The organism is Natronomonas pharaonis DSM 2160, assembly GCF_000026045.1.
Taxonomy (GTDB): domain Archaea; phylum Halobacteriota; class Halobacteria; order Halobacteriales; family Haloarculaceae; genus Natronomonas; species Natronomonas pharaonis.
This window is the reverse complement of the sequence record NC_007426.1, coordinates 1,495,829-1,518,508: the sequence shown is the minus strand read 5'-3', so window position 1 is coordinate 1,518,508 and position 22,680 is coordinate 1,495,829. Positions and strand designations below refer to the sequence as shown.

At 61.0% G+C, this 22,680-nt stretch carries 16 protein-coding genes and 1 tRNA gene; 6 read left to right on the top strand and 11 right to left on the bottom strand.

What is annotated here, in order from left to right:
- Positions 1-111: 111 nt before the first annotated feature.
- On the top strand, positions 112-2,460 hold the full coding sequence (locus NP_RS07775) for a heavy metal translocating P-type ATPase (protein WP_011323283.1): 2,349 nt from the start codon (positions 112-114) through the stop codon (positions 2,458-2,460).
- A gap of 36 nt (positions 2,461-2,496) precedes the next feature.
- On the opposite strand, the gene NP_RS07770 is transcribed toward NP_RS07775, so the two are convergent.
- Together NP_RS07770 and NP_RS07765 are read right to left on the bottom strand one after the other, a co-directional pair.
- Complete coding sequence (locus NP_RS07770; RefSeq protein WP_011323282.1) at positions 2,497-3,306, bottom strand: sulfite exporter TauE/SafE family protein; 810 nt, start codon at positions 3,304-3,306, stop codon at positions 2,497-2,499.
- Positions 3,307-3,336: 30 nt separating this feature from the next.
- Positions 3,337-4,050, bottom strand: coding sequence for an SCO family protein (locus NP_RS07765; protein WP_011323281.1), 714 nt, complete (start codon positions 4,048-4,050; stop codon positions 3,337-3,339).
- Between the two features lie 158 nt (positions 4,051-4,208).
- Here NP_RS07765 and NP_RS07760 point away from each other — a divergent pair, with 158 nt between their 5' ends.
- Positions 4,209-5,822, top strand: coding sequence for a methyl-accepting chemotaxis protein (locus NP_RS07760; RefSeq protein WP_158303758.1), 1,614 nt, complete (start codon positions 4,209-4,211; stop codon positions 5,820-5,822).
- The gene (locus tag NP_RS07755) at positions 5,815-6,528 is read left to right on the top strand and encodes a G protein-coupled receptor family protein (RefSeq protein ID WP_011323279.1); all 714 of its coding nucleotides are present in this window, start codon (positions 5,815-5,817) and stop codon (positions 6,526-6,528) included. The genes NP_RS07760 and NP_RS07755 overlap by 8 nt, the downstream gene beginning before the upstream one ends.
- 6 nt (positions 6,529-6,534) lie before the next feature.
- On the opposite strand, the gene NP_RS07750 is transcribed toward NP_RS07755, so the two are convergent.
- The 3 genes from NP_RS07750 to NP_RS07740 all read right to left on the bottom strand — a co-directional run bounded on the left by NP_RS07750 (position 6,535) and on the right by NP_RS07740 (position 11,136).
- Positions 6,535-9,102, bottom strand: a complete 2,568-nt coding sequence (locus tag NP_RS07750; protein ID WP_011323278.1) for an efflux RND transporter permease subunit — start codon at positions 9,100-9,102, stop codon at positions 6,535-6,537.
- Positions 9,103-9,105: 3 nt separating this feature from the next.
- A complete protein-coding gene (locus tag NP_RS07745; RefSeq protein WP_011323277.1) occupies positions 9,106-10,695 on the bottom strand; it encodes a COG1361 S-layer family protein in 1,590 nt (529 codons plus the stop codon).
- A gap of 180 nt (positions 10,696-10,875) precedes the next feature.
- Entirely contained in the window at positions 10,876-11,136 is a 261-nt protein-coding gene (locus NP_RS07740; protein ID WP_011323276.1) for a helix-turn-helix domain-containing protein, read from the bottom strand.
- Positions 11,137-11,266: 130 nt separating this feature from the next.
- Here NP_RS07740 and NP_RS07735 point away from each other — a divergent pair, with 130 nt between their 5' ends.
- Together NP_RS07735 and NP_RS07730 are read left to right on the top strand one after the other, a co-directional pair.
- Positions 11,267-11,683, top strand: coding sequence for a hypothetical protein (locus NP_RS07735; RefSeq protein WP_011323275.1), 417 nt, complete (start codon positions 11,267-11,269; stop codon positions 11,681-11,683).
- A gap of 73 nt (positions 11,684-11,756) precedes the next feature.
- The gene (locus tag NP_RS07730) at positions 11,757-13,565 is read left to right on the top strand and encodes a methyl-accepting chemotaxis protein (RefSeq protein ID WP_011323274.1); all 1,809 of its coding nucleotides are present in this window, start codon (positions 11,757-11,759) and stop codon (positions 13,563-13,565) included.
- A gap of 121 nt (positions 13,566-13,686) precedes the next feature.
- On the opposite strand, the gene NP_RS07725 is transcribed toward NP_RS07730, so the two are convergent.
- The 3 genes from NP_RS07725 to NP_RS07715 form a co-directional block, all read right to left on the bottom strand.
- Positions 13,687-13,896, bottom strand: coding sequence for a hypothetical protein (locus tag NP_RS07725; RefSeq protein WP_011323273.1), 210 nt, complete (start codon positions 13,894-13,896; stop codon positions 13,687-13,689).
- Between the two features lie 67 nt (positions 13,897-13,963).
- The gene (locus tag NP_RS07720; protein WP_011323272.1) at positions 13,964-15,133 is read right to left on the bottom strand and encodes a chemotaxis protein CheC; all 1,170 of its coding nucleotides are present in this window, start codon (positions 15,131-15,133) and stop codon (positions 13,964-13,966) included.
- A 142-nt stretch (positions 15,134-15,275) separates the two neighbouring features.
- Positions 15,276-16,259: a PLP-dependent cysteine synthase family protein gene (locus NP_RS07715; protein ID WP_011323271.1), complete on the bottom strand. Its 984-nt coding sequence runs from the start codon at positions 16,257-16,259 to the stop codon at positions 15,276-15,278.
- A gap of 107 nt (positions 16,260-16,366) precedes the next feature.
- Here NP_RS07715 and NP_RS07710 point away from each other — a divergent pair, with 107 nt between their 5' ends.
- The gene (locus NP_RS07710) at positions 16,367-16,741 is read left to right on the top strand and encodes a TlpA family protein disulfide reductase (protein ID WP_011323270.1); all 375 of its coding nucleotides are present in this window, start codon (positions 16,367-16,369) and stop codon (positions 16,739-16,741) included.
- Between the two features lie 650 nt (positions 16,742-17,391).
- On the opposite strand, the gene NP_RS07700 is transcribed toward NP_RS07710, so the two are convergent.
- The 3 genes from NP_RS07700 to NP_RS07685 all read right to left on the bottom strand — a co-directional run bounded on the left by NP_RS07700 (position 17,392) and on the right by NP_RS07685 (position 22,653).
- Positions 17,392-21,168 carry a TaqI-like C-terminal specificity domain-containing protein gene (locus tag NP_RS07700; protein ID WP_011323269.1) on the bottom strand — a complete coding sequence of 1,259 codons (3,777 nt, stop codon included), beginning with the start codon at positions 21,166-21,168 and terminating at the stop codon, positions 17,392-17,394.
- Positions 21,169-21,898: 730 nt separating this feature from the next.
- Positions 21,899-21,969: transfer RNA gene (locus NP_RS07690), tRNA-Gly, on the bottom strand.
- A 51-nt stretch (positions 21,970-22,020) separates the two neighbouring features.
- A complete protein-coding gene (locus NP_RS07685; protein ID WP_011323268.1) occupies positions 22,021-22,653 on the bottom strand; it encodes a class I SAM-dependent methyltransferase in 633 nt (210 codons plus the stop codon).
- Positions 22,654-22,680 lie beyond the last annotated feature (27 nt).

The window sequence follows — 22,680 nt, the reverse complement described above, 5'->3', positions numbered from 1 at the left end:
GTGCAGCCAACGAACCGATTCGAGCGCCGCACCAGCCGGCCGTCGTTGGTGGCTGAGCGACCCCCGTCGCGTACCGGTTCGGCCTTGTACGTTGAGCCACAATAGGTGGTGATGGGTACGTGCACGCTGTGTGAACTGCCAACGCCGGACACACCGGTGACCGAAGCCGATGTCGACGGCGAGTTCTGCTGTCGGGGCTGTCTGGAGGTCTACCGGTCGCTCGGCGATGTCGATGTCGAGGACGTTGACGAGGAGGCGTTGGGTACTGACACAACGCCGGCCGACGACGTCCCTGAAAGCGCCGAGACAGCCTACCTCTCCGTCGAGGGGCTCCACTGTGCGACCTGTGAGCTGTTCATCGAGTCCGTCGCCGACGACATCGACGGGGTCTACGCCGCCGAGGCGAGCTACTCGACGGACATGGCGCGCGTCCACTACGACCCCGACACCTGCGACCCCTCGTCGCTGCCCGATGCGCTCAGCCAGTTTGGCTACTACGCGACTGAACCCGGCGAGGAGCCGGACAGCTTCCTCGACCGGCTCTCGTTCAAGGAGTACCGGTCGGTCATTGCGCTGCTCGTGATGATGCCAGTGATGGCACCGTATTTGCTTTTCGTCTACCCGACCTACCTTGGTATCTATCCACGGTCGTTTCTCTTCGAGTCGAACCTCTACTACATGGTGTTCGTGCCGCTTTTCGTCTGGAGTACGATAATCGTCGCCGGCGTCGGCTATCCGTACTTCAGAGGAGCGTACGTGAGTCTACGGGTCAGACAACCCAATATGGACGTTTTGATAGCACTCGCTGTCAGCGCCGCCTATCTCTACTCGACGGTGTCGGTGTTCCTGCTCGGCTCTCGGACCGTCTACTTCGATGTGGCGGTGATGATTCTGGCAGTTGTCACCGTCGGCGACCACGTCGAATCGCGGGTCAAAGAGCGTGCGCTGGACTACTACTCCGAACTCGCTGAGTCGCGAGTCACCCATGCCAGACTCCTCGACGATGACGGAGCGACACAAGAGGTTCCGCTGGAGTCCTGTGGTCCCGGCGACCGCGTGCTCGTCCGCCCCGGCGAGCGAGTCCCGGTCGACGGAACCGTCGTCGAGGGGACGGCCGCGGTCGACGAGTCGGTCATCACCGGGGAGTCGGTGCCGGTGCCGAAGTCCCCCGGCTCGGAGGTCATCGGCGGCTCCATCGTCACCGACAACGCCGTCGTGGTCGAAGTCGGCGACGAGGGGACAAGCACTCTCGACCGGCTCGTTGAGCTGCTGTGGTCGGTCCAAAGCAGCGATGCCGGTATCCAGCGGCTTGCGAACCGCTTTGCCTTGGTCTTTGTCCCTGTTGTCATCGTCATCGCCGTCGTGACGACGCTTGGGTGGGTCGCGCTCGGACGACCGGTCGGTGAGGCAATCCTCATCGGTGTTTCGGTGCTCGTCGTTTCCTGTCCGTGCTCGCTGGGCATCGCGACGCCGCTTGCGCTTACCGCTGGAACGAATGCGGCCTCGTCGTCCGGTATGCTGGTCTTCGACGGCTCGGTCTTCGAGCGGATTCCCGACACCGACACGGTCGCTTTCGACAAGACGGGGACGTTGACAACCGGCGAGATGGCGGTCGTCGATGTCGTTGGCGACGACCCTGATGCCGTGCTTCGCCGGGCGGCAGCCGTCGAACAACGGTCGAGCCATCCCGTCGGGAAGGCAATCCTTGCGGCCGCTCCCGAAACCACGGCGACGGTCACGGCGTTCGAGCGCAACCCTCGCAGCGTCGCCGCCGACGTTGACGGCGACCGGGTGCTCGTCGGCCATCCTGATACCTTCGATGCCGAGGGATGGACGGTCCCTGAGCGGTTCCGGACGGCCGTTGATGAGACCCGGGCCGATGGGAAGCACCCCACCGTCGTCGGCTGGAACGGGACTGTCACTGGCGTCGTCGCGTTGCAGGACACCCCACGTGACGACTGGCAAGAGGCGGTCGCGGCCCTCGGTGCGGAGACCGATGTCGTTGTCATCACCGGCGACGACGAGCGTGTCGCCCGACAGTTCGAGGCCGAGCCGGCCGTTGACGAGGTGTTTGCCGAGGTTCGCCCCGAGGCCAAGCGGGAGTTGATAACCCGGCTGCAGGCCGACGGTGAGGTGACGATGGTCGGCGACGGCACCAACGACGCCGCAGCGCTTGCGAGTGCCGACCTCGGCGTCGCGATGGCCCACGGGACGGAGTTAACAATCGATGCCGCCGACGCCGTCGTCACGGGCGATGAACTGGCGACGGTGCCGGAGTTCTTCGACATCGCCGACCGTGTCCGGCGACGCATCAGACAGAACCTCGTGTGGGCGGTCGGTTACAACGTCGTCGCGATTCCGCTCGCCGTCGCCGGCCTTGTCAACCCGCTTATCGCCGCCGTGCTGATGGCCGCCAGCAGCCTCATCGTCGTCTCGAACTCCCGGCGGTCTCTCGTGTGAGCCAGCAGGACAGCTGTCGGCTGTTTTTCCGCCCACCTAGAACGGGCTGTAGTACGGAATCGGTGGATGCGGGAGCGGAACCCCCATCGCCGCGAGCCCGTGCTGGAGCGGAATGTAGCCGAGCACGACAAAGGCCACGCCGAGCAGCCGGTGGAGTCGCTGACGGGTCGTCGCAGAGAGGCCTCCGAGAAGTGTCCCGTAGAGGAAAAGCGACGGCACTGTTCCGAGGCCGAGCACGACCAGCGCCGCTGCACCGCCGGCCGGCGAGGCCTGCACGAACGCGTACAGATATGCCGGATAAATAATCGGGCACGGAAACAGTCCGTGGACCGCACCGAGCCCAGCGATGCGGGGTCCCGCAACCCAGCGGTCGACGCGGGCGACCATCCCCTGTTGGAGCCGGGAAAACTGCCCGCCCAGCAGGGGAATGGTGAGATGTGGAAGCCCCGCGCCGCCGTGGCGGATGTAGGCGATGCCGATACCGACGATGGCGAGTCCGACGACGAGCCCCATCGTGGCGTGGATTTCGGTTGCCGCAGTGGTCAAATGCCCCGCTTCGACGAAGACGAGGCTTCCGGCGAGCCCGGCAATGCCGCCAATGAGACCGTAGCTCACCGCTCGCCCGAGATTGAAGAGTGCATGCTGACGCACCTGCCGGAGTGTTAGTACATCCCGTCGTCCGTCGTTCCCGAGGCGGTCCGAGTACACGGTCACGAGCGGCCCACACATCCCGAGGCAGTGGGCGCCGGCCAACAGCCCGACAAGCGCAAAGACACCGAGGCTAAGTGTTTCCGTTCCCGGCACTGCGGAGACGCTCGGGTCGTTGCAGGTCTGAACCGACAGCACAGACAGTAACCCGGGGGGGACCACGCGTGTTTAGTAGGCGTCAGCGACGGTCATCGCCTCGTCGGCGAGCGTCTCGACCGGGAGGTCGTCGTCGCGGTAGACTCGCTCGACGTACCGGTCGGGGTTGACGAGGTACGTAAGCGTGTTGTGGATGAACTCGTAGGTGTCGCCGGCACCGTCGTCCTGCTCGTAGTTGATGGCGAGTTTTTCATCGACCACTGCCCGAGCCTCCGCTTCGTCTTCGGGACGGAGGAACCGCCAGTTACCGGCATCGCGGTCGACGTTCATCTCGTCGGCGTAATCGTCCAGTTCTTCAGGTGTGTCACGCTCCGGGTCGAACGTAATCGGAAGGAATGTGACATCGTCGGCGTAGCCGTCGTTGACGACAACACGTTGGGTTTCGGCCATCGACCCGATGAGAAGCAGGCACTCGGCGGGACAAAACGCGTAGAATCCGGTCACAATGAGCGTCTGGTCGGCGAGTGTCTCGCTGTCGGTCGAAATCGTCTCGCCTGCAATCGGGTCAGGAAGTTCGAAATCCGGGAACGACTCACCGTGGGTCGGATACGGGAGGTGGTCGCTGTCGAGTTCGTCGCTCGGTTCGTCGAGAACGACAGCGGCGTCCCCGCCGCCGAATACGTCGCCGAGACAGCCGGCGGCGCTGACAGCGCCTGCGGCACCGAACGCGGCGAGATACTGCCGGCGGGAGAGGGCGGACGAGGAGCGACCGTCAGGCTGGGTCATATACGCTCCGATTGGGTTCGTGTAAACTTGTGCTGTTTGGTACGGGCGTCGTAACCGTCTGCTCGTCCGGTGTGATGCGTGTGCTGACGCCGCACGAATCACTGCTCGAAAGCGAGCACATGCTTAACATTGCTAACTATAGTTCATATGGCAAGGAGATGCTCGATTACGTTACGAAACGGTACAGCAGACGCATTGGCCTTGGGCTCGCGACAACGCTCGTTGCGACCGCCGCGTTCATGGCGGTGTTCCGGGCCCACGCCCTCGCTGTCGGCGAGCCGGCGGCGGTCAGCTCCGCGCTCATCGGGTCCGCCATCGTGCTGGTGCTCAACCTCGGCGTGCTCGGCCTCGTGCTCTCGGGGAACCTGACCGTCGAACTGTCGCGACTCATCGACAACGCCGAACGCATCGGCGACGGTGAACTCGACCGGGTCGCCGAGTCGGACCGAAACGACGAACTCGGGACGCTGTTTTCGGCGTTCGATGATATGCGGCTCTCGCTGAAGACAGCGTTTGAGGAATCGGAGGCGGCAAAACAGGACGCACAGCAAGCCAAGCAGGAGGCCGAACAGCTCAGCCAGCAGCTCGTCGACCACGCCGAAGACATCGGGGACGCAATGGAGCAAACTGCAGACGGTGACCTCTCCCAGCGGCTGTCGGCCGATGCTGACATCGAGGCGATAAACCGCATCACAACCGCCTACAACGAGATGGTGACCGACCTCGGGGACGTCATCGTTGAGTTGCGAGCCTTCGCCGCCGATGTCGAGGATTCGACAGTCGACATTTCGGAGGAAGCCGCAGGCCTCGCCGACGAGAACCAGTCGCTCGCTGACGACATTCGGCAGCTAGCCGACGAGATGACAGAGCAGGCCAACAGCCTCCAGAACGCACAGGGTGAGACCGACCAGTTGGCCGCCAGCGTCGAAGAAATCGCCTCAACGACCGACGAGGTCAGCAATCAGGCTGAATCGGCGGCCGATATCGGTATCGAAGGCCGCGAGCAGGCCGAGGAAGCCATCGAAGCGATGGGTGAGATACAGTCGTCGATGCAGGAGCTTCGGTCGCTCACGGAGTCGCTGGAGACGGAGATGGACGACGTCGCCGAGACAACGGAGCTCATCGACGACATCGCCGAGCAGACGAACATCCTCGCGCTCAACGCCAACATCGAGGCCGCCCGCGCCGGCAACGACGGAGCTGGCGACGGGTCCACCGAGGGATTCGCCGTCGTCGCCGACGAAATCAAGTCGCTGGCCGGCGAGACACAGACAGCGGTCACCGAAATCGAAGGCACGATAGATGACGCCCGACAGGATGCGCTGGACGTCTCCGAGCAGATGGGCCGAACGATGAGCGAACTCGAAGACAGCAGCGAGACGGTCACGACTGCAAACGAGACCCTGCAGTCGATTACCGCCACCGTAGAGGACGTCGACACGGCGATGAAAGACGTCGCCAACGCGACCGACGAAGGGGCCGCAAGCGCTGAAGAGGTCGCCGCAACCATCAGTCAGGTCGAAGACGACGCGCTCGATGTCGCTGAAACCTCGAAGAACCTTGCCGACGCGGCGGAGGCGGCCGCCGAGACGATGACAGTTTCGGCCCAGTCGGTCTCGGAACTGGCCGACAGAACCGCCGAACTCAGAGCGAAACTCGACCAGTTCGATGTCGCAACGTCGACAGCGAGCGAGGAACCGACGGCAACGCCCGCCGGCGGCCCGGGAGCGGCTACGACCGCCGACAACACGGAGGTGACCGGCGATGACTGAAGCGCTGGCAACCGACGCGACAGTCTACCGCCTGTTCGCGGCAGCGTATGCTGTCGCTGCTGTTGTCGTGTTGGCTGCGACGACCCGGCTACCAGACCGGCACCGGAAGTATGGCTACGCGTTTGTCGGGCTGTTCAGTCTTACAGCAATCACATCAGTCGTGTGGTCGGCGGGGTTCGGCGCTGTCAACGGGGCCGGGATTCCGCGGCTGCTTGAGGACTACGTCGCTTACCTCGGCATCTTCGCCGCTATCGCGTATATCGGCGGTGCCAGCCGACGCATTATTGTGCTCACTGCGGCGTCGATGTTTGCCATCCGGACGTTCTTCGAACTCGGGTCAGTTCTTGATGGAGCACTCGGCTTGGCGATGCTCTCGCTGGTGGTCGTCGGGTTCGTGGTTCTAACCAGCCTGCTTCTCTGGCTCGGTCGACAGAGCCGCGGTACGATTTCGGAGTCCCGATACCTCCTGTTCTGGAAGACTCGAAACCTGCTCTTGTTCCTGTTCGGGATGCTCATCATCGTCGCGGTACTGCCTATTCTGGGTGTTCTTGATGGGTTTAGCGGCAACATCCTTGTCGAGTACGTCGACCTCCTCATCCGGGCCGGCTTCGCCGGCTTCGTGCTGAACAACCTCGACGTCCTCGATGAGCGGTCGGCCGGTGGAGCGGTCGACCTCGGCGACACGTCGGCTGCAGCCGCCGACTGACGCCGGTTATCTGTTTGTAATGTAGTCACCAACGCCGGCCAGCAGGTCGGTTTCGAGGTAGTGCCAGACGACGACCGTCGCTGGGAGCACGAGAATCGATGCCAGATACGCATAGAGGACGCCGAGCGCCAACAGCAGCCCGAACTCTGCGATGAGCGGGATGACAGCGATATAGAGAACGCCTAGCCCGCAGACGGTCGTCAACATGCTGCCGGTCAGCGCACCGCCAGTGCCCTGTGCGGTCACCCGGAGCGCCTCGTGGACATCCCGGCCGCCCTCGTACTCGTCGACGAAGCGGTGCATGAAGTGGACCGTATAGTCGACGCCGAGCCCGATAGACACCGAGAGTATCGGCGCGTTGAACGGCGTCAGCGGCACTCCGAAGTAGCGCATTGACCCGGCGAGTACGCCGACAGTCACGAGCACCGGCACGAGATTGATGAGCCCGTAGATTGCCCGCCCTTCGAGCCACCGGTAGGAGACCATGAGAAACACCGCTGTCAGCAGGAACGCGACGATGAGGCTGGTAATAGCCGAGTCGGTAATGCGGTCGATAACGACCTGATTGACGACCAGTTGCCCGGTCGGGATAGCGTCCATCCGCATCCCATCGGCGACCGTCTCCGCGGCCGCTGTCGCCTCGGTCTGGTCGGTATCGGCGTCAAGTTGATACTGGATGCGCGTGGCGCTTCGGTCCCGCGTCAGGGAGCCGAGGGCTTCGTCTTCAGCCGGCGAGTCGAACAGTTCCTCGTAGACGGTGTCGACGTTCCGGTCCGGGACCCCGGTGTTCGTCGTATCGTATCGTTCGACGGTCGCGGCAAACTCCGGGTCGGCGGCCGCACGCGACTCCATGACGCCGACGATGCTCGTCGCGTCGGCGCGTCGTTCTTCGGACACAAACGCCTCCGGCGGGTCCTGTAGTGCTCGGTCGATGTCCTCGAGTGCGACATCCGAGCGGACGGCCCTGTCTTCAATATAGACGGTGACGCTGCCGACAAAGCCCTGGTCGAAGTCTTCCTCAAGATAGTTGAGCACCGACATGAACGTATACTGAGAGGGTGCGAACGGCTCGGGGAGCACTTGTAGCGTCTCGATACGCTCCTCGTCGGGGAAGAACGCCTCCTGTGAGAACTCCGTGTCGACGCCGGTCCCGTATGCACCCCCGACGCCGCCGATGACGAGCGCCGACACCAATACGACTGCCGGGGCGACCTTCGCCGCTGTCGCCCCGACGGGCAGTATCCGGCCGAGGATGGATTCCTCGCGACCGAGCGGCCGGGTACCGAACGTCGGGAACCGAGTCCCCTCGCGGAGGCCGTCGAAGGCAACCTTACCGGCCGGCAGGAAGACGCCGAAAATGAGGAAGGTAAACACCATGCCGACGGCAGCGACGATACCGAAGTCCTGCAACTGGTCCAGCGAGCTAGTGAGGTTCGCCATGAAGCTGATGACGGTCGTGAGCGTGACGATGAGAAACGCCGCAGAGAGCTGTCGGACTGTAATATCCATCGCGTCAGTGATTTCCGCCCCGGCAAGCCGCTCTTCGCGATACCTGTTGATGATATGGATGCCGAAGTCGATACCGACCGCGAGCAACAGCGGGAAAACGGTGACCAGCGAGTCGGAGAACGGGATATTGGCATACCCCATGAAACCGAACGTCCAGACGAGCGTCATCAGGAGTGCGGCGATGCCCAACCCGAGGTCAATCGGGTCACGGTAGGCGACGATGAGGAAAAAGATGATGAGCAGGAGGGCAGCCGGGAACACGAGCACTGCGGTGTCGGTCAGCAGTTGGTTTACTTCCTGGTCGATGATGGCATCGGCGAAGACGACGACGTTTTCGCCCGGCTCGTAGCCGTCGACGCCGGCGACGACATCGACGGTGCGGAACTGCAGCGATGCGCGGTCGCTGTCGTCCGCCATCGGCGGCGTGTCATAGCTGACCGCGAGCTGTGCGACCGACGCAGAGGGGTCAGCACGGTTGAAATCAGTACTGACCGGCAGCGATGCGGCTTCGTCGGCGTCGTTGACTGCGGTCCGGAGCTGCCCCGGCGAGGCCCGCCTGACCGCCCGCTGTTTTTCCTCGGCGCTGTCGGCGTCGGGGTCAAGCTGTTGGGCGGTGAGTGATGCGGGACTGGTCGTCGAGGTGACTCGCAGCCGGTCGTGGGTCTCCAGCCGGTGTTGTGCCTCCAACATCCGCAGGAGGCTGTCCTTCGAGAGGACGTTCCCCTCGTCGATAAACAGCGTCGCGCTGCTGCCGCCGGTTGACCTGGTTCCCCGTTCGAAGTTTTCCTCCATGTCCTCCAAGGCGTCGGCCTCCTCCAGTTCCTCCGTGAACTGGTCGGTACCGGCCTGCTGGTCGCCGCCAGCGCCCAAACCCCCAATAAACAGCACAGTCACCGCAAGGAAGACCGCAACGATGGCCCACGGACGTGCGGTGATGAGCGAGTTGATTCGCTGCAGCCACGGGTGTTGGTCTCTGTCGGGGTCTTTTCCGGCACCGGCATCCGGAACCAAGCTGTCATCGCGGTCGAAATCGTCACCGGCGTCCGGGGTATCGCCGTCGGCCATCCGTCAGTCCCGCCGTCGCCACCAGATGCCCGCGCCGACGAGGGCAGCGACGACAAGGGCTATCAGAAGCAGTGAGGGACCGTCGTCGCCGTCGTCGGTGCGCTCTTCGACCTCGACAGGATGCTGGTAGGTCCGCGAGAGGACGGTATCGCCACGCTCCGTGTCGTACTGGATGTCGATTTCGACCCGGTAGGTGTTCGGCATCCCGCGGCTGCTGGCGCTTACCTCGAACCGAACATCGTCGGACTCGCCCGGAGCGAGTTCGTTGATGAATCCCTCGTCGCTGCCGGATGACAGCGGGCTATCGGTGTAAAGCCGCGCGTTGAGGTTGCTGAGCGTCTCCGGTCGTTCGTTCGTCAACGTCAGCGAAATCACCTCGGTACTGCCTTGCTGGATGCGGATGTCTTCGCTGGTGATGGTGAACGCATCCCGCTGGTCGTCGACGACAACACGTTCCGAGACCGGCCCGACGGATGCGGTTGTTCGGCCTCCGTCAGCGTACTCCAGCGTGAACCGAACCTGCCGTGGCCCGGCTTCAGCCTGCCCGCTGACATCGGTCGGGTAGACGAACGACTCTGTCTCCCCGGGAGCCAATTCGGACAGCGCGACGCGCTGTTCCTCGATGAAAAGCGAGTCACTGGCCGGCTCAGCGACCAGTACACCGTCGGTCAGCGTCTTCGGGCCGTCGTTCCTGACCGTTCCGGTTATCCGGCCATCGTAGCCGACCGCGAGCGTGTCCTCGAGGGCCTCGATGCTGAACGACTGCGCCGAAAGCGAGTCGAGGCTGCCGTCGACCGTCCGGCTTCCACGTTCGACGCCGTTCTCGTCCCGATAGTTGAGGGTGGCCTCTACCGGCTTCGGACCCCCGCCGACCGCTTCGGCGACCGCGGCGTCGACGGTGACCATCTCACTGTCGCCGGCCTCCAAGTCACCGAGGAACGCCTCTGCAGCACCGTCGTCGATGGTGACGCCGCCGCTGCCAGTCACTGTTGCGCGAGCGCCGTACGCGGTTTCGCTGCCGGTGTTTTCCAAGACGACCGTCGCATCGCCGGTCGTCCCGGGTTGGACATCCGTCCAGACTTCGTCGATGTCGAACCGGACGCCGTCGGCGATACGAACCTCGACGGTCTCGCGGGTGCTTCGGCGAACCCGCTGGTCGCCGACGCTGCTTTCTTGTCTCGTCGCCGAGTACCGAACGCGCAAGTCGATTTCGTAGGTTCCGGGGTCGATGGTTTCTGGAACACGGACATTGAGATTGGCTGTCCCGGTCGTCCCATCGGCTATCGACCCGATGGGCGTCTTCTCGGTCGGTATCTCGAAGGGGCCGTCATCTGTCACCTCGACTTCGACTGCCCGTGCCGTCGTCACGCCTTCAGTACCGGTGCCGGCACTCACATCGGCGTCGTTCTGTATCTGGACGGCGAGTTCGGCTTCAGTGCCCGGGTCGACCTCGTTGTCCGGGAGGTAGACATCGAGCGACGGGTCACCGCGGTTGAGCTGTGCGTCGGCGACGCCGACGGCCCCGAGCGTCACGGCGACGAGTACGACGGCCCCGGCTAGTGTCAGCACTCGCCTGTGGCCGCTTGCGGTCATCGCTTCGTCGGACGGCTCCCGCCGTGACTACATCCAGTGGCTTTTGGGGAGGGCTTCGGAGCCGGACCGGAAAACGAGGGGTCACTGCGGGGACGCTGTCGCATTATGCCATTGATTCGCTCACTCATTTATAATCTTTTTCGCTGCCCGGGACCGCGTCGGTCCGAGGGCTGTACACAGTCACGCAGTAACAGTATCGGGGTCGGAGCTCTCCGGCTCGCGGAGTTCGTACGTCGATTTCCGGGCGTCCATAAGACAGACAGATTCCTCAACAACGCCGGCTGCATCCAGTTTGCGAAGCGCGTGACGGACGGTTCGCTGCGGGAGCAGCGAGGCGTCCGCAAGCTGTGATTGGGACATCGGGCCCTCGTACTCGAGGGTCTTGTAGACGAGCTTAGCGCTCGGGGGAAGCGGTTCGACCGCAGCGTCGTGGTCGGACATGTCTGCATACACTCGTGGCACCCGGTTAATGCTCTCCCGGAGTGGCCGCTGCCGTACATTTCCGGGATGGATTTTTATATCAGGAATAACATCGTTAACTATTCTTCACCGGGGATAGACGACCGGGTGAATGACGGACGACTTGTCCGACCAGCGCTGTCAGCAATGCGGCGGCGTCGGCGAAGCAGTAGAGAGCGGCGGCGTCACGACAATCGAGTGCAGCGACTGTGGCAACGTCCTCGGGCTCGCTGACCCCACACAAGAGCGTTCCGCTGCGGAGGCGACAAGCGACACTGCTGGTGCTTCCGATACCGGAGCAGACGTGGACACGGTCGGACCCCCCGGCGACGAGACCGGACAGCCAGACGATACAGTCGGGACAGTCACGGCCGTCGACGGCGAGTTCGACCAACTGCTCCGCGTGCTGCAGTCACAGGACGGTCGGATAACGGCGTCGACGCTCCGTATCGAACTGCCAGCAGAAACGCTCTCTGTGACCGCCGTAGACGGTCGAATACGCATCGAAACCGACGGCGGAGAACGGTAGCGGGTATCGGCTCACGAACTGTAACGGGTGTGGGGTTCTTATCCTAGGGTGGTAAACTCTACCACAGATTAAAATGAATCCAGGGGAGTACGTCACGAGCAGATACAGCCGGCGGCTCGGGGTGGCGCTGGGGCTGACGATGGCCGTGACGCTTGCGTTCGCCGTTCTGTTCGGCTGGCATGCTGCTGCAGGCGACACCGCGGAACTGGCGATTCCAGCATTGACCGGTACCGCGTTCGTTTTCACGCTCAACCTCGGGCTGTTGGGACTGGTGTTGGCCGGCAACGTCACCGTCGAACTCCAGCGGCTCACCGACACCGCCGCGGCTATCGAGCAGGGTGAACTCGACGAGTCGGTCGACTCACGCCGCAACGACGAAATCGGGTCGCTGTTTTCGGCGTTCGACGACATGCGCCTCTCGCTGAAAACGGCGCTCGAAGAGTCCGAGGCCGCAAAACAGGATGCCCAAGCCGCTCGGCAGGAGGCCGAACAGCTCAACGAGGCACTGTTGGAACACGCCGATGAAATCGGCACGGCGATGGAAGACGCCGCTGCGGGCGATTTCACCACCGAACTCGACAGCGACACCGACATCGACGCTATCGACCGCATCGCGGCCGCCTACGACCGGATGGCCGCTGACCTGTCGGTAACGCTCGATGAACTGCGGGCCTTCGCTGCCGACGTCGAGGAGACAAGCGAGGATGTCGCCGCGGAAGCAGCCGACATCGCCGAGATGAACCGCGAGGTCGCCGGGGATATCCGGGAGTTGGCCGACGAGATAGCCGACCAGTCCGAACAGCTCCACGCAGCCGTCGCCGAGACGAACGACCTTTCGGCGGCCATCGAGGAGGTCGCCTCGACAACCGATGAAGTCGCCACGCAGGCGGCCGACGCCGCAGAGGTCGGTGCTGAGGGCGAACAGCGTGCCGAAGACGCAATCGAGGCCATCGAGAATGTCGGCGAGTCGGTTGCCGAACTCGGTTCGCTCATCGAGCAACTCGAACAACAGATGGACGATGTCTCGGAAACGACGGAACTCATCGACGACATCGCCGAGCAGACGAACATCCTTGCGCTCAACGCCAACATCGAAGCCGCCCGCGCCGGTGGGAGCGGCGGTGGAGGGGCTGATGTCGGGGAAGGCTTTGCTGTCGTCGCCGATGAAGTCAAATCACTGGCTGAAGAGACGCAGTCGGCGGTTGGCGAAATCGACGGTATCGTCGAGACGGCACACGCCGACGTTCGTGACGTGACAGCCGAAATGGAGGCTACGACCGAAGAGGTAGACCAAAGTGTCGAGACGGTCACCGAAGCCGGCGAGACGTTCCAGAGCTTGACCGGCACCGTCGAAGACATCGACACAGCAATGCAGGACATCGCCAAAGCGACCGATGAAGGAGCAAGCGGTACCGAAGAGGTCGCCGCGACTATCGACAGCGTCCGGGAGACGGCTGACGCCGTCGCTGACCGCTCTCGGGACCTCGCGGAGGCGGCCGACGAGACCGCGGCATCGATGGGAGACGTCCAGTCGGCAACGGCGGGGCTTGCAGACCGGACCGGCGACCTCAGGGCTCGTCTTGATACCTTCTCCACACGGGACTCCGACGGCGGCGCCGGCACGGCACAGGGTGCTGCAGACGACGCTACCGCTGATGACGGGCCAGCGACGCCGGGGGGTACTGGCGATGCCGCCGGAGCCCCCGTCTCAGACGATGGCGAACGCGATGTCGGCGTTGCGGAAACAGATGATACCGAAGCGGGGACAGCCACCGATTCAGACGCCGCACCAGCCGCTTCGGGTCCGGAGGCATCTGCCGATACTGAGGCTTCCGCGGCCCCCGAGGCGGCATCGGACGGCGGGGAACGGCGCGATACGTAGCATAGCTGGGTCGTTGTAGCGGTGTCGATTTTTTATACCATTGCCGTTGGACGCCCGACAGCGTCGGCCGGCTTGACGTAGACCCCCGGCTGGCACCGCGAGCTACGCTGCCGGCAGCCGCTCAGGCGTCTTCGTAGAGGCCGAGGTCCTCGGCGACGAAGTCCGCGAGTTCGTCAAAAACGGCGGGGTCGACCTGTGCGACCGGCTCGCCGTCGTGAAGCTGTTCATTGTGCCGCTCGACGGTCGCTTCGACCTCCGGAAACGGAATCTTCGTTCTCGTGTCACACTCCGAACAGAGTATCGGAATCTCGGGCGGGTCTTCGTCGGTCATTGTCGCTACGTCCGACGCGGGCGATTAAAACCGCCGTGGTTTGGCACAGCAGTACTGTTGGGTACCGTTACTCCTGTACTGGCAGCGCCGAGAGCGCCTCGGCCAGCTCACGGGTGTCCGGCAGGACGTATAGCTGGACCTCGGCCTGTCGGTTGTCGATGGTGATTGTCGTATCGATTGTGAACGCATACTCCTGCTGGTCTGACAGCCGCCGTTGGACGGTTTCGATGATGTTCGACCCCGAATCCTCGATGTACTCCGGCGGGGAGTGTTCGATACTGCTCTGGAGGGTGTTGGCCCAGCCGTCGATGAAGCCGCTGGTGACGATGTTACCGAGTTCCTTGATAGCTTCCTGCATCATTCCGCCGTTGTCGGGGTCGACGCCGCCGGGCAACATCGCGGATGCGACCCGGCTCGCGGAGTCTTCGCTGAACATCACGACGAAGTAGCCGCTCGGACGCCCCGTTAGCTCGAAGACAACGCTGACATACTCGTTGGTGCCGACCTCGGAGGAGATATCTGAAAAGGAAATGAATCGCAGTTGGCTGACCGTCACGTCGGTCCGGAGCCCGGTTAGCTGGGATATCTGCTGTGAGGCGCGTCGGGCGCTCTGGTCGGCAAAGCCGTTGAAGACGGTGAGTTTCTCTGCCGGAACTGCCAGTCCGCTGGGCTGGGCACGGAGCAGTTTGACGAACTCGCTGTACTCCGGAATGAGATAGATGGGGACCGAGAGGTCGTGGTTGACCGCCTGTAGCCGGCTCTCGAAGAGGAAGACACCGTACTCTTCGGCGTCACGGCGCGTAATCGGTGGCAGGATTCGTGTTCCTGCGGCCTCAATGTAGGTCGGCGGCGTCATATCGACCTCCGTGCCGAGGTGGTCCGCCCAGCCGTCGATGAAGCCGCCTATCATAATGTTGCCCAGTTCGGCGAACGCACCGCCGGCAAGGGTGCTTTCGCCGCCCCGAGATTGGAGACGCTTTCTGAGCCGCCCTGCTGAATTCGGGTCGAAAATAAGGACTGTTTCGCCGGCGATACCGCCGCTGAGACCGACCTGTACGCCGACATACTTCTGGCCGGTGAAGATATCGGCGAGCGCCTCGTCGGAGACTAGGCTAACACCTGTCACCTCGTGGCGCATCTTGATGCCGGTCATCTGCGACAGCGCCCGCGCGGCCTGCTTTGCCCCTCGTGACGCGAGATAATTGTACTCTTCGAGTTGGTTTATCGCAATTCTCATTGTCGCACTCCTCGTGGTCCGTTCGCCGCCGACCGTTCGGTCGCTGGCCGCCGTGGCTCCGGCGTGCCATCGCTGTCCATACGGTATCGTTCGGCCTCCGTATAGTAACCCCACCGGTCGACACAGCAACCGAAACCCGACATCAGTCGAACATCCCCGTTGACATGTATCGCTCACCGGAATCCCAAAACACCGTCACGACAAGCGGGCAATCGTCGGGAACCGCCTGTCGCTCCGGCGGTTCATCGTCAAGGAGCCCGATATCGTTCACCGGTCCCGGGCAGGGCACCTCGATGCCGCGTTCGTCCGCCAGCCGGCGAGCGACGCGCTTGGCCGCAACCAGCGACCCGCCGGAGGATTGGCCGACAAGAACGCCTTCTTCCTCGGCGAGACGACGGCACTCCGCCTCGGCGGTCTCGATGTCGACGACCTCGACACCGTCGAGCAGCTCGCGGTCGAGGTTCGGCGCAACGAATCCAGGACCCATTCCCTGAAAGTCGTCGTCTCCCGGTTCATCGCCGCTCAGCACGGCGTTTCCCTCGGGTTCAACACCAATGACCTCCATCTCCGGGAAGACCTCCTTGAGCCGGCGGCCGGTGCCCGAAATCGTTCCGCCGGTTCCGATGCCAGCGACGAGGGCGTCGATATCGCGGTCGCCGACCTGTCGGAGGATTTCCTCGCCGGTCGTCCGATAATGCGCCTCCGGGTTGGCGGGGTTCTCGAACTGCCGAATCTGAACCATCCCCTCGGCTTCGAGTTCGTCCGCGCAGTCCTTGGCGTCTGAAATTGTCCCCTCGACGAGTTCGAGGTCGGCACCGTAGGCCCGCATCAGCGCGCGCCGCTCCGGCGACTTCGATTCGGGCATGACAACCGTGAGGTCGTAGCCCTTCGCCGCGGCCACGACCGCTAGCCCGATACCGGTGTTCCCGGATGTCGGTTCAACGATGCGGTCGCCGGGTTCGAGTTCGCCCGCAGCTTCGGCAGCCTCGACCATCGCCAGCGCCGGTCGGTCCTTTGCCGACCCGCCGGGGTTCTTCGATTCGATTTTCGCGGCGATGACCGACCCGGGCGGCGATTCAACCTGCACCAGCGGCGACCCGATGGTGTCCAGAATGCCCCGTTTCATTGCCCGGCCGTTTGACTGCCCGGTACAAAACCTCCGTGGACGCCGTCTCTGTCTGCCCCTGTCGACGACGCGACGCGTATTTATGCTGCGCGGCGCGAACTGGCGGTATGGAACTGGAGACGATGCGACCCAACCCCGCGTGGGACGCCGACGCCTACGCCGAAACGGTCGCGACGTTCGAATCGCTTGCCGACGACATCGTCGTGAAGGTCTGGGGCGGCGACTGGTGTAAGGACTGCCGCTCACAGCTTCCCGACTTCGGCGCGGCGCTGGAAGCCGCTGGCGTTGACGACATCGAACACTACCCGGTCGAGAAAGCCGACGACGGCTCAAAACACGGCCCGAAGGTCGACGAATACGACATCGAGTACATCCCGACGGTGGTCGTCGAGGACGCCGACAGCGGGACGGAACTGGCTCGCTTCATCGAGGAGGAGCCGGAGCCGATTGCGGTGTATCTGGCCGAACAGCTCTCCGAGTGAACGGTTCGTCGCTGTATTTCCGAACGGTAACGGCTGCTTTCTCTCGCGTCGTCGTGTTCCTGTTCGGCAAACGCCGCCAGCGGAATTGTATCAAATACGCCGACCGGGATTCTCGTGAGCAAAGCGAACGAGAAGTCGGTCGGCAAACGACCGCTGGGAGTGCGCCGACCGGGATTTGAACCCGGGCCATGAGCTTGGAAGGCTACGAGGTACCCGTAGACCAAGACCACGATTACAGCGCCGTATTGCCCTTTTCAGGCCCCTCTACCGTCCTCAAACGAACCAATACTATATAAACCCCACTCCATGAGCCTGTAAGCGATTAGCCCACAATTACATGAAACCAAAACACGGGATAGAAAGCCTCTAACTGCCGCTTAATCAGTTTTGCATAACTCTTTAGTCTGCATCAATAGATGCCGAGAGAGTTCGCTACACGCAGGCCATAGCCAACGAACAACCAACACCAATCGTAGATTCCTTAGATGGGCTCGAATACGACAGGAACGCCGCCGGTCTATGGTGGCCGCAAATCACGCCAGCGGAAACCAGCTACCTCGCCGTGTCTGCCGTGATACAGCTCGTCGTCAGAGTCGGTCTCGTCAGGAAGGTCGCCCGGACGCGGTCGCCACAATCAAATCAATGCATCTTTAGAAGACTTCCAGATACTCCTCTACGACCTCGCGTTCCTCCGCTGTCAGTTCAAATAGGTCGTAAACTGCTTCATCAATCTCTGCTTCCAATTCCTCAATCGAGGTTTCCTGAACCTCCTTCTTATCCGCCTCTAATTCTTCGAGAAGCGCTGCCACGCCGTCATCGCTTCGTGGAATCGGGATTGTGGTCTCCTCGCCGCTCTTGACATTGCGACCGTCTACGGCAGCGTGAACGTACTCGGCTCGGCGCTTTCGAGCCTCGCGGTCGTCAGAGTACATTGCGGGGTCGCTGATTGTGTCTGACCGACCGGCCTGCACCGTGAAGTCTCCATCTACGTCGCCTTGTACTTCGGCATTAACCGGGTAGCGGCGGGTCTGCCACTCGTAGGTGATGTAATCGAGTTCGCCACCGTACTCATCTACGTACGCTTTTGGGAATTTGCTCGCTTTCTCTTCTTTTCGTTTGATATCACGAATTTCATCCACTTGTTGCTCTACTTTTGTTACTGAGTCTACGTCGGATTTCACAGGTAGTGGCTCAAGATATTTGGTAATATATCTGTGATAGCCACCACGGAGCGGTGGACTAATCATTTTCACGTAGAACTCCAATACATTCGAGTTCAAAAGTCCGGTTAGATACTTCAAACTATAATCTGAGTCGTCAGTTGCCCGGAGGAGATATGCAGTATTCAATATATGCGTTGCTTCCGTATCATACGCAAAATTGTTTTCTTCAGAGATGTCCGGGCACAGTATCTTGTTGCTATCAAGAACCTCAGTCGAGAGGGGTATATTCAGCTCAAACCATTCTTTGCCTTTGAATGCCCCATCGCTCCGATTTGCAAGCTTCTCCCTATATTCCGATAGATATGATTTAGCCTGTGGATAGTCGTCAATTTGAACGCCGTTTGTGTAGATTACGTGTTCATCAGGTATTCCAATATCGTACTTTTTGATTTCATTGCCGCGAAGGATGGGATGAAGAAGCTCATCTTCAACCTTGTCTGTTTCATCGTCTTCCAAAATGAACACGCTATTCATACCAGTCTTTATTCCCGCAGAAATATCTTCCATTACCTCCGATAACACCGCCTCTTTCAGATTATCTACTTTTTCGAATGCATCGTTTGCCTCTTTCGGGACAAATCTCCATTCCCGTTCATCGAGGTTGCTTTTCCGGGTGATATATCGCTCAAAATAATCTGCCCGTACGGTGTCTGGATTCCGTATCGCGTCACGCATCGTTTGGATAGCCGAACTTACATCATTTGGCTTGTCTTTTGCATAAATTACAGGAATGTCGTAATCATTGTTTGGCGCACCCTCTTCCAGAACAAATACACAGGGATACGCTGTCGCATCCTCAAAGAAATTACTCATCTCGAAATTCGAAAACTCTTTGATTTGTGTATCCGATAAAATTGAGTTGCGTATACCCTCACCGTACGTCGATTTTGTAAACTTAATCGAGGTGATGTAGCTCATTTTTCCCCCTTCCCGGAGTAGCTCTATACCTCGTTGAGCAAAATAGACTGATAAATCCGCATTGCCGGTGTATACTTCTGGATATAGCGGTTTCAGGATATTCTGTTTATATTCTGATGGAATTGATTCTTTTCGAACGTACGGCGGATTGCCAACAACGTAGTCGTACTCCATGTAGTTCTTCACGACAAGGGCGAGAACGGTGTCCTCGAATATCTTGAACAGCCGCCCGTCGTTGTGTTCCTCTTTGAGGTAACGAACGTTCTCCAGCATATCGTCAACGTAGGGCGCGAAGAACTCCTCTACGCCGTCATAGTCCCGTTCGGTGTGGTGATTGATTCGTTCTTCGAGGCCGCTCTGATACGACCAATCGAAGTCGTCGCCGAACTCCTCTGCCAGCGCCATGTGGTCTTTGACTGTATCCAGCACACCCTGAAGCGCCGCGAAATACTCCCCGAAATTGTTCACGCCGGTTTCCAATTGAATGGTATCGAATAGCGGCATCCGAACGCGACGGACGAGGAAGCCGTCTTCTGTCTCGGCTACCTCAGACTCGTCAACTTCAACCGGGAGGGGGACGGGAATCCGAACGTCCTGTTCGTCCTCGGTCATCGCGTCGAAGGTCATCTGACGGGTGCCGTCGTCGCCGAGGTCGGCCCCAGTCAGTTCCCGCTCGTTCCGAAGCGTGTCAGTTCGGTAGATGGGCAGACGACGGATTGTATAGCCGGGATGCTGCTGTTTTGCCTCGCGGTACGCAGGGAGGACAGCCACGACAAAACGAATCTGCGCCATCAACACGGCGAAGGGGTGAATATCGAGACCGACGACACGAGGGCGCGTGCAGAGGTCTTGAAGATGCTCTTTCCAGTCCGGGTCGTCTTCGTACTGCTCTACATCTTCGATATACCGCTCGACAGCCTCAACGAGGAACGTACCAGACCCACAGGCGGGGTCAATGAGGCGTTCATTCGAGACCCCACGCTCATACCCGACGCCGTCCATAATGTAGTCTACGACCGGCTGCGGCGTGTAGAACTCTCCGAGCGCCTTGCGTGTCTCCGGGTCGAAGTATTTCTGATAGAGGTCTCCAAGGAGGTCGCCCTGTATATCTCCGAAGTCGAACCGGAGAACGTTGAAGAAGACCTCCGCGACGGCGCGGCTAAAACGATTGCGCGTGGCTTCGCTGATACGGGTAACACCGCCCTCATCACCGCGACCAGTCGCCACGGCCTCAAACTGGCTCGCACCAGTATCGTGTCCCCGCGATATTTCTTCCGCGTAGCCGTCCGTCCACCAAACGAAAATGTCGTCTTGGAACAGCCCTTCGACCAACTGCTCCTGCATATCGTCGATGAGGTTGTCGGCTGCGACCGGGAAGGCGTCGAGGTTGATGCTGTCGCCGAACCCCTGCAAGCCGTGGAAGTATTCACCCATTCCGTCGTAGCCGGTGCCCACGAAGAAATCGTGGTCTTCGGTCGCCTTCGCCAGCAGCACCCGAGACAAGAGCGCGTGGCCGCTCTCAAGACAGAACATAAAGTCATGGATTGACTGGTCGCCGTCGATGAACGGCTCCCATGAATCTGGAATCTCGTCATCATCGGGTACATCGGCGTAGGTAGCCTCCCAGAAGTCGTAGGCTCCTTTGACGAATTTGGCTTCCCGGTCGTCACGCAGCTCCTCCAGCAAATCCATCATACCAGTAACGAGGTCGGCGAATGGACTGCCTTCTTCCAGCCGGAAGGTATCGAAGAAGTGTTCCTGACCCAGTTCGGCTTTTTCATCGAGCGGTATCGGGTCGAGTCCGGTAAGGAATTGATTCACATCGTCCGGGTCTGTGAGGTCGAACTCACGCTTCTGGAGGGTGCTGAACAGGTCTCTCGCATCAGATTCAGAAACCGCTTCAAGCGAGACGGCAAGAACGGCGCTTTCTTTGTCTCGTCGATAGAGCCGCAGCTCCTCTCCGTTCGTTAGGACGCCGTACTCCGCTCGCAGATTCTCCATGTAGTGGAATAGCTGCGACTCGTGTGGTGGAAGACTTCGCCCGCTGGTTTTGAACTCGTAGACAGCGGTAACTGCCTCGTTGGTGTCGAGAGTTATGTAGTCCGGTCGACGGTCGTCAGAGAGCGTAAATTCGCTTCGGATATCCGTCCCTGTCCCTTCGTAGCCGAGCGTACTGTAGAACCCAGTCTCAATGAATAGATTCTCGATATCGCGTTCACTCATATCATCGTCAACGCGGTTAGCAATTCCGTGGAGGGCGTCGAGTAAGTCACCACTCGAAGACATATGTAGGCCGTTACGTCCGACTTATAAAAATCGTACCCTGTTACCGCATCTACGACCACTCGCATCCACACGACTCACAGTATAGCACTCTTTCTCACCGCTGTCTTCTTCCTTTACAGACACTCCCACATCGTCGTCACCCCCGCAATTCAGGCACGTTTCGTTTACTTACCACGCAACCGGCATAGCTGAAACTACTTCGAGGTCTCGTCTCGGCCAAGAAGCTCCGTACACTTCTCGTGCAGTTCCGCTGCTGTTCCCCGGTCGCTACTGTGCCGAGCTGTATCTTGAGATGCCTCTTTACTCATCTCGTAAATTAGCGCCAGCTCTCGGAGGTCAACAACCATCAATGCCTTTGGTGGTTCCATCGAGGACATTGACAACTATCCGTCCGGTAGGAGCCTATAATTATCGCATCACTTATCTTTCTGATTCCTACCATTGACCCTTTGACGTTGTTCCCGACGATGAGGGCTGTTCCGATTTTGTCCATTAGACGGGTCCCCCGTTGCCGTCTGTCGGTTTTTCTATTTTGGGCCGGACACTTTTGAAAATCGCAATGCGGCGGCGGTGTGGGTTGGGTACAGCCGGGCATTGAGCTTTTTCGGCATCTTGTATTCACCTTAGAGATGTCTGAAAAGTGCAGGACGCGACGGAGTCGAGTATGCGCCGACCGGGATTCTCGTGAGCAAAGCGAACGAGAAGTCGGTCGGCAAACGACCGCTGGGAGTGCGCCGACCGGGATTTGAACCCGGGCCATGAGCTTGGAAGGCTCAGGTCCTACCACTAGACCATCGGCGCGCAATCCAACGTAGCGGCACGCCGTATAAGGGTCTTTTCGTTTCGGGTGCTTCAGGCTGCCTCGACGACCGCATAACAGTTGCCGCTGGAGACAAACGAGTCGACGGCCGTGAGGTCGCTTTCGGCGATGTCGGTATCGAACTCGGCGGGCGCATAGATGTGGTAGAACCGCGGCACGGTCTCGCCGCCGGGCAGCGTCCACTCGACATCCGTGTCAAAGCCGTCCTCGGCGTCTTCATCGGCGTCGAAGCGGTCGTGGGCGGTGCTCCACGCGCTGACGAGCGCCGTTCCGCTCTCATCGAGTACGCGGGCGAGTTCATCGAGGCTCTGTCGCCGAAGCTCGCGGCTTGGGAGATGATGCAGCGTCGCAACGTAGACTGCGAGGTCGACGACACCGTCGGCAAGCGGGAGCGCGGCAGCGTCGGCCTCAAGGAACGCCGCATTCGGTGCGCGCTCACGTGCCAGCGCGAGTAGGCGGCCGCTGGCGTCGATGCCGATGACGTGGTCGGCGTGTGCGCCGAGCAGTTCCGTGTGCCTCCCGTTTCCACACCCAACGTCGAGGGCGGTCACAACGTGGCGGTCCGCACAGAAAGACTCGACTTCGGGCCAGGGGTATTCCCTCGTCTCCGCAAAGTGGTCGGCGATACGTTCGTAGGTCGCCCGCACGCCCGGCCTGTCGTCCATATGCGGCGTCCGGTCCGGGCGGATATG

Coding starts and splice junctions, on each gene's coding strand:
- NP_RS07775 (WP_011323283.1), top strand. CDS start 112: ATGGGTACGTGCACGCTGTGTGAACTGCCAACGCCGGACACACCGGTG.
- NP_RS07765 (WP_011323281.1), bottom strand. CDS start 4,050: ATGACCCAGCCTGACGGTCGCTCCTCGTCCGCCCTCTCCCGCCGGCAG.
- NP_RS07745 (WP_011323277.1), bottom strand. CDS start 10,695: ATGACCGCAAGCGGCCACAGGCGAGTGCTGACACTAGCCGGGGCCGTC.
- NP_RS07740 (WP_011323276.1), bottom strand. CDS start 11,136: ATGTCCGACCACGACGCTGCGGTCGAACCGCTTCCCCCGAGCGCTAAG.
- NP_RS07755 (WP_011323279.1), top strand. CDS start 5,815: ATGACTGAAGCGCTGGCAACCGACGCGACAGTCTACCGCCTGTTCGCG.
- NP_RS07735 (WP_011323275.1), top strand. CDS start 11,267: ATGACGGACGACTTGTCCGACCAGCGCTGTCAGCAATGCGGCGGCGTC.
- NP_RS07725 (WP_011323273.1), bottom strand. CDS start 13,896: ATGACCGACGAAGACCCGCCCGAGATTCCGATACTCTGTTCGGAGTGT.
- NP_RS07710 (WP_011323270.1), top strand. CDS start 16,367: ATGGAACTGGAGACGATGCGACCCAACCCCGCGTGGGACGCCGACGCC.
- NP_RS07730 (WP_011323274.1), top strand. CDS start 11,757: ATGAATCCAGGGGAGTACGTCACGAGCAGATACAGCCGGCGGCTCGGG.
- NP_RS07750 (WP_011323278.1), bottom strand. CDS start 9,102: ATGGCCGACGGCGATACCCCGGACGCCGGTGACGATTTCGACCGCGAT.
- NP_RS07715 (WP_011323271.1), bottom strand. CDS start 16,259: ATGAAACGGGGCATTCTGGACACCATCGGGTCGCCGCTGGTGCAGGTT.
- NP_RS07720 (WP_011323272.1), bottom strand. CDS start 15,133: ATGAGAATTGCGATAAACCAACTCGAAGAGTACAATTATCTCGCGTCA.
- NP_RS07760 (WP_158303758.1), top strand. CDS start 4,209: ATGCTCGATTACGTTACGAAACGGTACAGCAGACGCATTGGCCTTGGG.
- NP_RS07700 (WP_011323269.1), bottom strand. CDS start 21,168: ATGTCTTCGAGTGGTGACTTACTCGACGCCCTCCACGGAATTGCTAAC.
- NP_RS07685 (WP_011323268.1), bottom strand. CDS start 22,653: ATGGACGACAGGCCGGGCGTGCGGGCGACCTACGAACGTATCGCCGAC.